The organism is Brevundimonas guildfordensis, from assembly GCF_014836405.1.
GTDB classification, from domain to species: Bacteria; Pseudomonadota; Alphaproteobacteria; order Caulobacterales; family Caulobacteraceae; genus Brevundimonas; species Brevundimonas guildfordensis.
In genome coordinates, this window is sequence record NZ_JACSQU010000001.1 from 1689036 (window position 1) to 1702913 (window position 13878).

10 protein-coding genes are annotated in these 13878 nt (G+C 67.1%); 3 read left to right on the top strand and 7 right to left on the bottom strand.

The window, feature by feature from the left end:
- Nucleotides 1-51: 51 nt before the first annotated feature.
- Nucleotides 52-3162: a bifunctional proline dehydrogenase/L-glutamate gamma-semialdehyde dehydrogenase PutA gene (gene putA / locus H9656_RS08195; RefSeq protein ID WP_225212272.1), complete on the bottom strand. Its 3111-nt coding sequence runs from the start codon at nt 3160-3162 to the stop codon at nt 52-54.
- A 259-nt stretch (nt 3163-3421) separates the two neighbouring features.
- Between putA and H9656_RS08200 the strand changes: the two genes are divergently transcribed.
- Entirely contained in the window at nt 3422-4507 is a 1086-nt protein-coding gene (locus H9656_RS08200) for a glycosyltransferase family 4 protein (RefSeq protein ID WP_191743655.1), read from the top strand.
- Between the two features lie 7 nt (nt 4508-4514).
- Here the strand turns inward: H9656_RS08200 and H9656_RS08205 are convergent, their stop codons facing one another.
- Nucleotides 4515-5003 (bottom strand): hypothetical protein, encoded by a 489-nt coding sequence (locus H9656_RS08205; protein WP_191743656.1) that lies wholly within the window; start codon nt 5001-5003, stop codon nt 4515-4517.
- Nucleotides 5004-5368: 365 nt separating this feature from the next.
- On the opposite strand from H9656_RS08205, the gene H9656_RS08210 reads away from it, so the two are divergent.
- Nucleotides 5369-8296, top strand: coding sequence for a TonB-dependent receptor domain-containing protein (locus H9656_RS08210; protein ID WP_191743657.1), 2928 nt, complete (start codon nt 5369-5371; stop codon nt 8294-8296).
- Nucleotides 8297-8364: 68 nt separating this feature from the next.
- Here the strand turns inward: H9656_RS08210 and H9656_RS08215 are convergent, their stop codons facing one another.
- The 5 genes from H9656_RS08215 to H9656_RS08235 all read right to left on the bottom strand — a co-directional run bounded on the left by H9656_RS08215 (nt 8365) and on the right by H9656_RS08235 (nt 12417).
- Nucleotides 8365-9438: a substrate-binding domain-containing protein gene (locus tag H9656_RS08215; RefSeq protein ID WP_191743658.1), complete on the bottom strand. Its 1074-nt coding sequence runs from the start codon at nt 9436-9438 to the stop codon at nt 8365-8367.
- A gap of 81 nt (nt 9439-9519) precedes the next feature.
- Nucleotides 9520-10338, bottom strand: a complete 819-nt coding sequence (phnE, locus tag H9656_RS08220; RefSeq protein WP_225212273.1) for a phosphonate ABC transporter, permease protein PhnE — start codon at nt 10336-10338, stop codon at nt 9520-9522.
- Nucleotides 10335-11345, bottom strand: a complete 1011-nt coding sequence (gene phnD / locus H9656_RS08225) for a phosphate/phosphite/phosphonate ABC transporter substrate-binding protein (RefSeq protein WP_191743659.1) — start codon at nt 11343-11345, stop codon at nt 10335-10337. Before phnD ends, phnE begins: the two co-directional genes overlap by 4 nt.
- A complete protein-coding gene (gene phnC / locus H9656_RS08230) occupies nt 11342-12136 on the bottom strand; it encodes a phosphonate ABC transporter ATP-binding protein (RefSeq protein WP_191743660.1) in 795 nt (264 codons plus the stop codon). Before phnC ends, phnD begins: the two co-directional genes overlap by 4 nt.
- Nucleotides 12137-12246: 110 nt before the next feature.
- On the bottom strand, nt 12247-12417 hold the full coding sequence (locus tag H9656_RS08235) for a hypothetical protein (RefSeq protein WP_191743661.1): 171 nt from the start codon (nt 12415-12417) through the stop codon (nt 12247-12249).
- 195 nt (nt 12418-12612) lie between these two features.
- On the opposite strand from H9656_RS08235, the gene H9656_RS08240 reads away from it, so the two are divergent.
- Entirely contained in the window at nt 12613-13875 is a 1263-nt protein-coding gene (locus H9656_RS08240; protein WP_191743662.1) for a type III PLP-dependent enzyme, read from the top strand.
- The last annotated feature ends 3 nt before the right edge of the window (nt 13876-13878 follow it).

A 13878-nucleotide genomic window follows, 5' to 3' on the forward strand; every position in this document is an offset into this window, starting at 1 on the left:
TGGCAAGAAGATAAAAATACGGCGCGTCGCCGAGGCGACGCGCCGACATCCTCAAAGATTGAGCAGCGCCGGGTCGCCGCCCTGGGCGGCGATGTTGATGCTGATGGCCTTTTCGGCGGCGTAGCGGATCAAGCTGTTGGGGCCGCCGGCCTTGGGGCCGGTGCCGGACAGGCCTTCGCCGCCGAAGGGCTGGACGCCGACCACCGCGCCGATGATCGAGCGGTTGACGTAGACGTTGCCCGCCGGGACCAGCTCCATCACCTCACGGGCGAAGGCGTCGATGCGGCTGTGGACGCCCAGCGTCAGGCCGAAGCCGCGCGCCGCCAGCTTGCCGGCGACCGTCTCCAGATCCTTCGGGTCATAGCGATAGACGTGCAGGATCGGGCCGAAGACTTCGCGCTCCAGGAAGTCCGGGGTCGGGATCTCGGCGATGACCGGGGCGAACAGGTCGCCCTTGTCGGCGCCGGCCGGCAGTTCGGCGCGGGCGATGATCTTGGCTTCCCTGGACAGGCGCTCGACGTGGGCTTCCAGATTGGCGCGGCTTTCGGCGTCGATCACCGGGCCGACGTCGGTCTTCGCGTCGGTCGGGTCGCCCAGCACCTGGGCCGCCAGAGCGCCCTTCAGGCCCTCGATCAGGGCGTCGGCCGAATCCTTGGGCGCATAGAGGACGCGGAGGGCCGAACAACGCTGACCGGCCGAGCCGAAGGCCGACAGGATGACGTCGTCGATGATCTGCTCCTTCAGCGCCGTGGTGTCGACGAACATGCCGTTCAGGCCACCCGTCTCGGCGATGAAGGGGATGATGGCGCCCGGACGCGCGGCCAGGCCGCGGTTGATGGCGTTGGCGGTGTCGGTGCCGCCGGTGAAGGCCACGCCGTCGATGCCCGGATGGTTGGTCAGGGCCACGCCGACCGTCTCGCCGCGACCGGGGACCAGGGCCAGCAGGTCGGGGTTCAGACCGGCCTTGTGATAGAGGCGCACGGCTTCGGCGGCGATCAGCGGCGTCTGCTCGGCGGGCTTGGCCACCACGGCGTTGCCGGCGGCCAGCGCGGCGGCGATCTGGCCGGTGAAGATGGCCAGCGGGAAGTTCCACGGGCTGATGGCGGCGAAGACGCCGCGGCCGTGCAGGACCAGTTCGTTCGTCTCGCCGGTCGGGCCCTTCAGGGTCTGGCGACCGCCGAAGTCGCGCTCGGCCAGCAGGGCGTAGTAGCGGCAGAAGTCGGCGGCCTCGCGCACCTCGGCCACGCCGTCGTTCAGCGTCTTGCCCGCTTCACGCGACAGCAGGGCGACCAGACGGTCCAGATCAGCTTCCAGGGCGTCGGCCATCGCGCGCAGCACCGGGGCCCGGCCCGCGCCGCCCAGACGGTCCCAGGCGACCTGAGCATTGGCCGCGGCGTTGACGGCCGCGTCGACGTCCTCGGTCGAGGCTTCGGAGACATGGCCCAGCACGCGGCTGCGGTCATAGGGGTTGGTGACGTCCTGCGGGTTCACGCCGGCGCGCAGCTTGCCGCCGATGATCGGACCGGCGGTCAGCTTCTCGCTGTCGACGCGCTCCAGAGCCGCCGCATGAAGCTCGCGGTCGGAAGCCTGCGAATAGTCGCGGCCGAGGGAGTTCTTGCGGTCACCGTAGATGTTCATGGGCACAGGGATCTTCGGATGGCGATCGGGCTGGGCCTCGACCGAGGTGATGGGATCGGCGGCCACATCGGCCGCAGGCACGCGCTCGTCCAGCAGGGCGTGGACGAAGGAGGAGTTGGCGCCGTTTTCCAGCAGGCGGCGCACCAGATAGGGCAGCAGTTCTTCGTGGCCGCCGACGGGGGCGTAGGCGCGCACGACGACATCGCCCCACTCGACCTTGGCGCCGTCGTAGAGGGCCTCGCCCATGCCGTGCAGGCGCTGGAACTCGATGGTCACGCCGCGATCGGCGGCCATGCGGTGCACGGCGGCCAGGGTGTGGGCGTTGTGGGTGGCGAACTGCGAGAAGATATAAGGCGAGGCCTCGATCAGCGCCTTGGCGCAGACCAGGTAGTTCAGGTCGGTCGCGGGCTTGGTCGTGAACACCGGATAGTCGGTGCGGCCGTTGACCTGGGCCAGCTTGATCTCGGTGTCCCAATAGGCGCCCTTGACCAGGCGCACCATCAGGCGGCGGCCCGAGGACTTGGCCAGTTCGGCCAGCTTGGCCACCGTCTCGGTCGTGCGCTTCTGATAGGCCTGGACGGCCAGGCCCAGGCCCTGCCAGTCGCCCAGCGCCGGTTCGCGCGCCAGCCGCTCCAGCAGCTTCAGCGACAGGGCCAGACGGTCGGCCTCTTCGGCGTCGATGGTGTAGTTGATGTCGTATTTGGCGGCGATCAGCGCCAGACGCAGGATGCGGGGATACAGTTCCTCCCATACCCGGTCTTCCTGCACCGCCTGATAGCGCGGCGAGAGGGCCGACAGCTTGACCGAGACGCCGTGGCCGCGCTCGGGGCCGTCGCCCTTGGCGGTCTTGCCCACGGCCTCGATGGCGTCGGCGTAGATCTTCTCATAGCGTTCGGCGTCGGCGGCGGTGCGGGCGCCCTCGCCCAGCATGTCGAAGCTGCACAGCCAGTTTTCGCGGTCCGAACGCTTCAGGGCCGCCTCGATGGTGCGGCCGACGACGAACTGCTCGCCCATGATCTTGACGGCCGTGGCGACGGCCTGACGGATGACCGGTTCGCCCAGCCGCCCGGCGATACGCTTCAGGAAGCCCGGCAGGTCGCTGCGCGCCTCCTCGTCGACGTCGACCAGCTTGCCGGTCAGCATCAGGCCCCAGGTCGAGGCGTTGACGAACAGGCTGTCCGACTGGCCCAGGTGCGAGGCCCAGTCGGCCGAGCCGATCTTCTCGGCGATCAGGCGGTCGCGGGTGTCGGCGTCGGGGGTGCGCAGCAGGGCCTCGGCCAGACACATCAGGGCCAGGCCCTCGCGGGTGCCCAGGCTGAATTCCTGCAGGAAGCTTTCGACCACGCCCTGGCGCTTCTGGCTCTTGCGGGCGCTTTCGACCAGTCCGACGGCGTCGGCCAGAACGGCCGCACGACCGTCAGGCGTCAAGGGCTGAGCGGCCAGCAGTGCGGCCACCACCGCGCGTTCGTCCCGGTACTTGTTCCGGTCCAGCTCATCCCAATGGCGAAGATCGGTCGGCGTCATGAAATCCATCCTGTGAATTTCTGGATATAAGTTCAGTGCGCCCGAATGTGCACCGCATGATCACCCATAACTCCGCGTAAGTTTCGGGTTTGCAGCGCCGCGTCGGGGAAAGCCGCGATCGAACAGGGTTGCCGCGCCCCGCGATCGCTTGCCGAGAGGAACTCTCTCCGCCCAGCGCATTATCATGCCGTCTCGCCTTCGTCATGCGGAGCGTCTAGAAGTTTCTCCTTCGCGAACGGCTTAAGGCCCCATCGACTTCATGCGCATTGTTCTGGTCACCGACGCCTGGGAGCCTCAGGTCAACGGCGTCGTCCGCACCTTGACCCGCACCGTGGCCGAGTGCCGCGCCATGGGTCATGAGGTGGAGGTCATCGAACCCAGCCAGTTCAAGACCATCCCCTGCCCGACCTATCCTGAGATTCGGCTCGCCCTGGGCGCCGAGGAAGAGATTCGCGAACGCCTGCGCGCCTTCGAGCCCGAAGCCGTCCACATCGCCACCGAAGGGCCGCTGGGCATCGCCACGCGCCGCATCTGCGTGGAGTGGAAGCTGCCGTTCACGACCAGCTATCACACCAAATTCCCGGAATACGTCTCCGCCCGATTCCCGATCCCGGTGCAGGTCGGCTACGCCTATATGAAGTGGTTCCACAAGCCGTCGGGACGGCTGATGGTGGCCACCCCGACCCTGCGCGACGAACTGGTCGAGCACGGCTTCAAGAACGTCTCGCCGTGGACGCGCGGCGTCGACACCGAACTGTTCCGCCCCGACCTTGAGCCGATCTACAAGGAGATGGGCGGCGAGAACTGGCCCCGCCCCTTCTTCCTGAACGTCGGCCGGGTGGCGGTCGAAAAGAACATCGAGACCTTCCTCGAACTGGATCTGCCGGGCACCAAGATCATCGTCGGCGACGGCCCGGCCCGCGCCGAGCTGGAAGAGAAATACCCCGACGCGAAATTCCTCGGCGCCCGCTTCGGCGAGGAGCTGGCCCGCTGCTTCGCCGACGCCGATGTCTTCGTCTTCCCCAGTTGGACCGACACCTTCGGCCTGGTGATCCTGGAGGCCATGGGCACGGGCACGCCGGTCGCCGCCTATCCGGCCCACGGCCCGATCGACATCATTCCCGGTTCGGGCGCAGGCTTCATCGACGACGACCTGAAGACCGCCTGCCTGAAATGCCTGGAGCTCGACCGCCAGGACGTGCGCGCCTATGCGGAGAAGTTCAGCTGGCGCGCCTCGGCCGAGCAGTTCATCGAGAACCTGCAGCCCTATCCCGAGCCCGCGCGCGGCCGCTTCTGGCGCCGCCTGCGCCGGGTGGCGCGCTTGAGACGGCGCGCGGCGGCGTAGAGGCGGGCTAGTAACGCTGGACGCGGACCGCGCGGCTGTTGCCCGTGGTCAGCATATAGCTGCCCAGCGCCGCCCGGCGCACCCTGACGGCCTGGCCGGGCCTGTTCTGAAAACGGACGGGATCGAAGTCCACCTGGCCCCATTGGGAGCCGTCGCCCAGGTGGAACCGCCACTTGCCGTCGGCCTGCTGAACGGCCCGATCGAGCGTGGTTTCGATCGACTCGACGCGATCGTCGTCTGAGGCGCCGAACAGCGCGCCCATGGCCGGCGCGGCAAAGCCGAACAGCTGACGCCTCAACTCCGTGACCTTGCCGCGATCGACCACGACGAGGTCCCCGGCTGTCTGCGCCGCCGCCAGCCGATCCGTCACGGCGTCATAGCAATCGACGCGCGCCAGCCGGTCCTCGATCCGGCGACAGTCCAGCAGGGGGGTCAGCCGGTCCGATCCAGGCTGGATCTGAGCCTCAGCGGGCCCCCACGCCCCCCAGACCAGCATTATCGCAACGGCTGAAAAAATAGCCGTTTCCTGGCGCCTTGGCCGCAGATTTCTGAAAAAGTTTGGCACGAAACCCTCCCTAACCGACCCAATCAAATCTGACATTAATGCGGCTGATCTGTGCTCAATTAGAGACACAGCAGACCTCGTTATATCCGCCATCGCCTTTGACATAGCGAAGACTGACGCAACGCGCCTAACATTTGGTCGAGATTGATCCGTTATCAATGCTCGTGACGTCGATGTCGAAGACCTGACCGATAAAGTCCTTGGAAACCCCACAGGACAGGGCAGACAAAAGGAGGCTTCCTTTGAGTACCTTCATTAATCGCAAGCATTTGCTTGCATCAACGATCATCACAGGCATGACGATCGCGGCCTTCGCGGGCCCGGTCGCCGCGCAATCGACCCAGGAAGAAGCGTCCCGTGTGGGCGACATCATCGTCACCGGTTCGCGCATTCCTCAGCCCAACCTGACCACGACCAGCCCCGTGACCCAGGTCACCGGCGAGGACATCGACGTCCAGGGCGTCACTCGGGTCGAAGACCTGGTGAATCAGCTGCCTCAAGCCTTCGCGGCGCAGAACTCGACCGTCGCGAACGGCGCCTCGGGCACCGCCAGCGTGGATCTGCGCGCCCTCGGGCCTGACCGGACGCTGGTCCTGATCGACGGGCGCCGTATGGGCTACGGCTCGCCGAACGACACGGCCGCCGACCTGAACCAGATTCCCGGCCAGTTGGTCGAGCGTGTCGAAGTCCTGACGGGCGGCGCCGCCGCCGTCTACGGTTCAGACGCCATCGCCGGCGTCGTGAACTTCATCATGCGCAAGAACTTCCAAGGTCTACAGATCGACGCGCAGTACGGCTTCAATCAGCACAACAACGACTATGACGGCCCCGGCAACCTGCGCCGCGTCATCGAGGGCCGCGCCGCCGGCAACCCGTCGCAGTTCCGACTGCCCGACGACAATGTGATGGACGGCTTCAGCCGCGAGATCACCATCGCCATGGGCGTCAACGCCCCGGATGACCGCGGCAACCTGACCGCCTACGCCGGTTGGCGGAAGAACAACAAGATTCTGGGCCGCGATCGCGACTATTCGTCCTGTTCGCTGGGCGGTGAAGCCGGCGACGACTTCACCTGCGGCGGCTCGTCGACCAACGCCACGGGCCGTTTCCTGTCGCTGGAGAACGGCGCGAACCTGACCGTGGCCGACGGCGGCGGCTTCCGCAACTATACGGGCAACGACGCCTACAACTTCGGGCCGCTGAACCACTTCCAGCGCCCCGATGAACGCTACACCCTGGGAGCCTTCGGCAACTATCAGGTCAACGACAAGATCGAGGCCTTCACCAGCCTGGCGTTCAGTGACTACAGCACGGTCGCCCAGATCGCCCCGTCGGGCATCTTCTTCGGCGGCGGCACCTCGGCCAACGGCGGCTACAACATCAGCTGCGACAACCCCCTGCTCAGCGCCGCTCAGGCGGCCGGTCTCGGGTGCGCCGCCGGCGTTGAAAGCGTCGAGGTTCTGGTGGGCCGACGCAACGTCGAAGGCGGCGGCCGTCAGGACGACATCAGCTCGCAGAACTATCGCGGGGTGGTGGGCATCCGCGGCGCCCTGGACGACGCGTGGAGCTACGACATCGCGGCGACCTATTCGAAGGTCCAGCTGAGCCGTATCTACCGCAACGAGTTCTCCAACATCCGCATCGGCCGCGCCCTGGATGTCGCCATCGACCCCGCCACGGGTCAGGCCGCCTGCGTCTCGGCCATCGATCCGGACGGCCCGACCGGCCCGCTGGCGCCGGTCGACGCCGCCTGCATCCCCTACAACCTCTATTCGCCGGGCGGCGTGACGCAGGAAGCCCTGGACTACATCCAGGTCGCCGGCCTTCAGCGCGGCAAGACCGAGCAGCAGGTTCTGACGGCCGCCATGACCGGCGACCTGACCAAGTACGGCTGGGCCAGTCCCTGGGCCGAACAGGGTCTGCAGGTGGCCTTCGGGGCCGAGTACCGTCGCGACAAGCTCGACGCCGCTTCGGACGTGGCCTTCCAGACCGGCGACCTGGCTGGTCAGGGCGGGCCGACCCCGAACGTCTCCGGCTCGGTTCAGGTCTACGACCTGTTCGGCGAGTTCCGGATGCCGCTGATCGAGGGCCAGCCCCTGGCCGAGCAGGTGTCCATCAACGGTTCTTATCGTCGGTCGACCTACGACAAGTTCAACTCGGACGCCTATGGTCTGGGCCTCGACTGGGCGCCGGTGCAGGATATCCGCTTCCGCGCCAGCTTCGCCCGCACCACCCGCGCGCCGAACGTGGTCGAACTGTTCCGACCGGAAGGCCTGAACCTGTTCGACGCCGACGGCGATCCTTGCGGCCCCAACCCGACGGCCAGCCTGGCGCAGTGCGTCGCCACCGGCGTGCCTGCGGCCCAGTACGGTCTGGCCACGGACGACGGCGGCCTGCTGGAAAGCCCGGCCGGTCAGTACAACTTCCTGCAGGCCGGCAACCCCGACCTGGCGCCGGAGACCGCCGACACCTTCACCATCGGCACGGTGTTCACGCCGTCCTTCGCCCCCGGGCTGAACATCTCGGTCGACTACTACTCGATCAAGCTGAAGGACCGGATCGACATCATCGATCCTCTGGTCACGCTGGAACGCTGCTATGAGAACGACGACGCGACCGCTTGCGCCCGCATCGTCCGCAGCGACATCGGCACCTTGTGGACCACCGGCGGCTATGTCGAAGCGTTCAACACCAACATCGGCGGGCTGGAAACCTCCGGCGTCGATGTGAACATCAACTACGGCTTGGAGCTGGAGCGGTTCAACCTCAGCGAATACGGCAAGCTGGCCTTCAACTTCGTCGGTTCGTGGTTGGAGAAGCTGGAGACCGATCCGGGCGAAGGCGTCACCCCGTATGACTGCGTCGGCTTCTTCGGCAATGAATGCGGCACGCCCAAGAACGAATGGCGTCACCGCGCTCGCGTCACCTGGCAGACGCCTTGGAGCAGCGACCTCTCGCTGACCTGGCGCTACTACGGCGAAGTCGACAATCTGGGCGGGACCGATCGTCTGGACGGCTCGTTCGACGCCCAGAACTACCTCGACCTGGCCGGCACCTGGCAGGTTCGCGAGAACCTGCGCCTGCGCGCCGGCGTCAATAACATCCTCGATCGCGATCCGCCGCTGTCCTACAGCGTCGGCACGACGGGCAACAACAACACCTATCCGCAAACCTACGACGCGATGGGTCGTTACATCTTCGTGGGCCTGACCGCCGACTTCTAAGCGGTCGCCTGCAAATGAAAGGCCCGGCGAGTCTCCTCGCCGGGCCTATTTTTTGGATGGAGCGCTCTTTAGTTCGGGCGGGACATCGAGGTCATCGCCGTGGCCTTGGCGCGCTCGGCCGTCAGCTGGTCGGCGGGCAGCGGCACCAGACCGCGGTCCTGCAGATAGCCGCCGCGGCCGGCAGACCCTTCGGACATGAACTCCTGGACGAACTGCTCCAGACCCGGCGTCACGCCGATGTGGGCCTTCTTGACGTAGATGTAGAGGCTGCGGGCCAGCGGATAGGAGCCGTCGGCGATAGTGGCGACCGAGGGGGCCACGCCGTCGATGGTTTCGGCCTTCACCGTATCCATGTTCTGCTCCAGGAAGGAGAAGCCGAACACGCCCAGCGAACCCGGAGTGCGGGTCAGGGTCTGGACGATGGCGTTGTCGTTCTCGCCCGAGTCGATCCAGGAACCGTCTTCACGCAGGGTGTGGGCGATAGTCTCGAAGCGGGTCTTGTCCTGCTTCTCGATGGCGGCGACGGCCGGGATCAGCTTGGCGCCCGGGGCCATGCCCAGCTCCAGGAAGGCGTCGCGCGTGCCCGAGGTCGGCGGCGGGCCGTAGACCTGGATGCGGGTGGCCGGCAGGGCCTTGTTGACGTCGTTCCAGGTCTTGGCGGCGTTGGCGCCCAGCTGACCGTCGGCGCCCGGCGTTTCCTTGGCCAGGGCTTCATAGAGGTCGTTCAGCTCCAGGTTGAAGCTCTGGCCGGTACGGGCGGTGGCGACGACGATGCCGTCATAGCCGATCTTGAGCTCGACGATGTCGGTGACGCCGTTCTCGACGCAGCGGTCGAACTCGCTGGCCTTCATCGGACGAGAGGCGTTCGCGATGTCAGGGGTCGACGGGCCGATGCCGGCGCAGAACGCCTGAATGCCGCCGCCGGTGCCCAGCGATTCCACGCGGGGCGCGGAGCCGCCGCCGCCGCTGCGGGCGAAGTTTTCCGCCACGCGGGTCGAGAAGGGGAAGACGGTCGAGGAGCCAGCGGCCCAGATGCCCGTGCGGGCTTTCTGCGAGCCAGGGGCGGCGCCCTCATTGTTTCCGCAGGCCGCCAGGGCCAGCAGGGCGGCCGCGCAGGCCGTGAACTTCAGTGTGCGGATCATGGCCGGACCTTCTCCAAGTCGTCAGTACACAACGCTTAAAGCAGGGAAGTGTGACGGTCCGGCCAGACCTTTTGTGACAGTTCAGAGCAAACGGCGACGCATGGCCTGCGACAGGACGTCGATCAGGGTCACGGCGATGATGACCACGATGACCACGGCCGAAACGTCGCGGAAGGCGAAGCCGTTCATGCGGTCGAACAGCACCTGACCGATGCCGCCGGCGCCGATCAGGCCCAGGACGGTGGCCGAACGGCTGTTCGATTCAAAGCGGTAAAGGGCGAAGGAGGTCCACAGCGGCGCCACCTGGGGGATGACGCCCCAGACGATCTCATGCAGCTTGGACGCGCCGGTGGCGCGCACGCCCTCGACCGGGCCCTTGTCGATCGACTCGACCGCTTCCGAGAACAGCTTGGCCAGGACGCCCGCCGTGTTCAGAGCGATCGCCAGGACGCCGGCCAGCGGCCCCAGGCCCACGGCGACGACGAACAGCAGGCCCATCACCAGGTCGGGGACGGAGCGCAGCATGTTCATGATCCAGCGCACCGGCTGGACCACCCACACCGGAGCGATGTTGCGCGCAGCCGCCAGGCCCATCGGCACGCCCAGGAAGATGGCCAGGAAGGTGCCCCACAGGGCGATCTGGATCGTCTCCCACATCTTGCCGACGAACAGGCGCCAGTCGGCGAAGTTCGGACGCAGCAGGTCCGCGCCGAAGCTCTGGATGTTGGCTGAGTTGGTGATCAGGCGCGACAGATTGCCCAGATCAACAGCTTCCATGCTGATCAGCAGCAGGACGGCCAGACCGCCCCAGATCAACAGGTCGAGCGCCCAGGCGCCGGCCGATTTGGCGGGCGCCTTGGGGATGCCGGCGGCGGCGCCGGTCAGCGGAGCGTGGGTCAAGGCTGAACCTCGCGCAGGCGACGCAGGCGTTGCAGTTCGGCCTCGGCGGCCGAAGCGGCGGCCGTGTCGCCCTTGGCCTTGGCGTCGGTCAGCGCCTGGTCCGCGATCATCTCGCGCACCGGGTTCAGATAGGATTCGTCGGCCGGATTGAAGCCCGAGTAGTTCAGGTCCTTCAGAATCTTGCGCTGGCGCTCGGCCTCGGTGCCCTCGCCCCGACCATAGGTCAGGAAGAAGCCGCGGATCTTTTCCTTGATCGCCGGATCCAGGTCCTCGCGGATGACGATGCCCGCCTCGGGGATCGGCGGCGAGCGCCAGATTTCCTCAATCTGAGCGGCGATCTGCGGGTTGGAGCGACCGATGAAAACCGTGTTGATGGTGTTCGACGTCGCTACCTGCACCAGGCCGTTGGCCACGGCGAAGGAGTTGGCCTGATGGTTGGCCGTGCGCACGGTCTTGAAGCACTCGTTCGGGACGACGTTGTGCGGATTGAACAGGAAGGTCATGGGCGCCAGGGTGCCCGAGGTCGACAGGGCGTCGCCGATGCCGAAGTCGTATTTCTTGCCGCAGGCCAGGACGTCGTCCAGCGTGATGCCCGAGCCCTTCTTCACGATCAGGGTCGACTGGTAGGAATCGCGACCTTCCGGGTCCACGATGCGGGCCACGACCTCGCCGTTCGACCGCTCGATAGCCTCGATGGCGGTCTTGGCCGGGAACCAGGCGGCCTGGATCTGATTGCCGCGCATCGCCTCGACCAGCACGGTGTAGTTGGAGGCGAAGTAGGGCTTCACCGGCACGCCGACGGCCTTGGTCATGTCGTCCAGCAGCGGCTGCCACAGCGGACCGGAGGACGCCTGGCCCTCGGCCGGAAGGATGGCGAAGCTGATCTCGGACGGCGCGCCCTTGGCGGCGCCGGCCTTGTCGCCCTGGCCGCAGGCGGCGAGGCTGACGGCCAGGGCCGCGCCGGCGGCCAGGCCCAGCATCCGGCGGGTCAATTTGGAATGGGTCATGCCTTGGCTTCCCAGAACGCGTCCTCGTACTCGGGACCGTAGATTTCAATCAGGCGCTTGGTGTCCAGGCCGGTCGACGGCCCGTCATAGACCACCTTGCCCTTCTGCAGGGCGACGACGCGGTCGCAGTAGCGGATGGCGTAGTCGACCTGGTGCAGGGTGACGATGACGCCCAGGCCGTCGCGCTTGTTCAGCTCGACCAGCAGCTCCATCACCTTGCGGGCCGACACCGGGTCCAGCGAGGCCACGGGTTCGTCGGCCAGAATGGCCTTGGCGCCCTGAACCAGGGCGCGGGCGATGGCGCCGCGCTGCTGCTGACCGCCGGACAGGGTGTTGGCGCGCTGGGCGGCGTATTCGGAGACGCCGACGCGGTGCAGGGCCGCCATGGCCTTGTCCTTGTCCGCGCCCGGCCAGACGCCGAACAGGCCGCGCCACGACGGCAGACGGCCCAGGGCGCCCAGCATGACGTTGGAGAACAGGCTCAGCCGACCCACCAGGTTGAACTGCTGGAAGATCATGCCCAGCCGTCCGCGTGCGCGGCGCACGGCGCCCGTGACGCGGCCGTTCTGCTGAACGACCTCGCCGAAGACGGTGATGGTCCCGCCGGAATCGATCGGGTGCAGACCCGTGATCGACCGCAGCAGGGTGGACTTGCCCGAGCCCGAAGGACCGATCAGGGCGACCATTTCACCGGCGCCGACCTCGACGGACACGCCGTCGAGCGCCTTTCTGGCCCCGTAGGTCTTCGAGACGTCGCGGACGGAGGCGACGGCGGCTGTTGAAGAACTCATGAACCCATGGATGAGGTTGCGACAAAGGGGGCGCCGCATGACGCGAGATGGGCGCAAGGGCAAGTCTTAATGGCATGTCTGCGTCGATTACGTCCAGTGGGTGAGCCTTTTCAGCACGGCGCCTCCGCCCCGAAAGCCGCCCTTTCGACCGGATCGTCCAGCCGTCGCAGCGCCGCCTCGCGGCCCCAGAGGGCCGCCTGCGCGGCCGCCTGGCCCAGGGCGCCGTCGCGGCTCGCCAGAACCATCAACAAGCTGGACGCCAGACCGCTCTGCTCCGTCACGACCGAAGCGGCGCCCGGCGGGCCGCAGCCGAACGTGCGACTCCGCGCTGCCCCGGATCGAGGCCCCGCCGCAATTTTTCCGCTTTACATGACAGGCCAATGCCCCCATATCGCGCGTTCCGGCGGACCCCGTAGGTCCTACTTGCGCCGCTAACGCCGGGTCTGGGTTTAACAATCATCAGGGGGTTACGTGAATTGCACACGTACCAGCTTCCCCTGGACCTGGTCCGTCAGCGGTCCCCGGAGCGTCCGGTCGCACTTGTGCGTCCGCGCTCCGTCGCCGTAGCGGCGCAGTGGTTCCAGGATAATCTGAAAGCCGACGTCTTCTATGCGGTGAAGGCGAACCCTTCGCGCTGGGTCATCGAGACCCTGGTCGAACAGGGCGTCAACGCCTTCGACGTCGCGTCCCTGGCCGAGATCGAACTGGTTCGGTCGGTCAGCCCGGACGCGCGTCTGGCCTTCATGCACCCGGTCAAGAGCCGCGGCGCCATCCGTGCGGCCTATGCCGACCACGGCGTGCGCACCTTCGTGCTCGACAGCCATGACGAACTGAACAAGATCCTCGAGGCCACCGGCCACGCCGAGGACCTGAACCTGGTCGTGCGCATGGGCGTGTCGGCCGACGGCGCCGCCTATTCGCTGTCGGGCAAGTTCGGCGTCACCCCGGATCAGGCCCCCGCACTGCTGCTGGCCACGCGCCAGGCGGTTCAGGACGGCCTGATGGGCGTGTCGTTCCACGTCGGTTCGCAGTGCATGCGCCCCTCGGCCTATGAGGCGGCGATGACCCAGGTTGGTCGCGCCATCAAGAAGGCGGGCGTCTTCGTCGACATCGTCGACGTCGGCGGCGGTTTCCCGTCGGTCTATCCGGGCATGGTCCCGCCGGACCTGAGCGAATACGCCGACGCCATCCATCGCGGCTTCAACGAGATGCCGGTGTCGGAAACGACCGAGCTGTGGTGCGAACCCGGCCGGGCGCTGGTGGCGGAATCGTCGTCGGTGCTGTGCCGCGTGGACCTGCGCAAGGGCGACGCCCTCTATCTGAACGACGGGTCGTACGGCTCGCTGTTCGACGCGACCCACTCGCGCTGGCCCTTCCCGACCAAGCTGGTCCGGGACGGGGGCTCGTCGTCGGAGCTGAAGCCGTTCCGCTTCTATGGCCCGACCTGCGACAGCATCGACCACATGCCCGGCCCGTTCTGGCTGCCGGCCGATGTGCAGGAAGGCGACTTCATCGAGATCGGCATGCTGGGCGCCTATGGCGTGGCCATGACCACGGGCTTCAACGGCTATGGCGAGCATGACATCGCCGTGGTCGAGGACGCCCCCATGGGCTCGATGTACGGCCTGGCGCCGCGCTCCATCCCGACCGTGCGCACCACGGCCGAGGAGAACGCCCGCAAGGTCGTCCGCCTGTCGCGCCCCAAGGGCAAGGCGGGCCAGCGCAAGCGCAAGCGCTGATCC

What these genes read in the sequence shown, in the direction of transcription:
- putA (WP_225212272.1), bottom strand. Translation starts at nt 3,162, where the DNA reads ATGACGCCGACCGATCTTCGCCATTGGGATGAGCTGGACCGGAACAAG.
- H9656_RS08200 (WP_191743655.1), top strand. Translation starts at nt 3,422, where the DNA reads ATGCGCATTGTTCTGGTCACCGACGCCTGGGAGCCTCAGGTCAACGGC.
- H9656_RS08205 (WP_191743656.1), bottom strand. Translation starts at nt 5,003, where the DNA reads ATGCTGGTCTGGGGGGCGTGGGGGCCCGCTGAGGCTCAGATCCAGCCT.
- H9656_RS08210 (WP_191743657.1), top strand. Translation starts at nt 5,369, where the DNA reads ATGACGATCGCGGCCTTCGCGGGCCCGGTCGCCGCGCAATCGACCCAG.
- H9656_RS08215 (WP_191743658.1), bottom strand. Translation starts at nt 9,438, where the DNA reads ATGATCCGCACACTGAAGTTCACGGCCTGCGCGGCCGCCCTGCTGGCC.
- phnD (WP_191743659.1), bottom strand. Translation starts at nt 11,345, where the DNA reads ATGACCCATTCCAAATTGACCCGCCGGATGCTGGGCCTGGCCGCCGGC.
- phnC (WP_191743660.1), bottom strand. Translation starts at nt 12,136, where the DNA reads ATGAGTTCTTCAACAGCCGCCGTCGCCTCCGTCCGCGACGTCTCGAAG.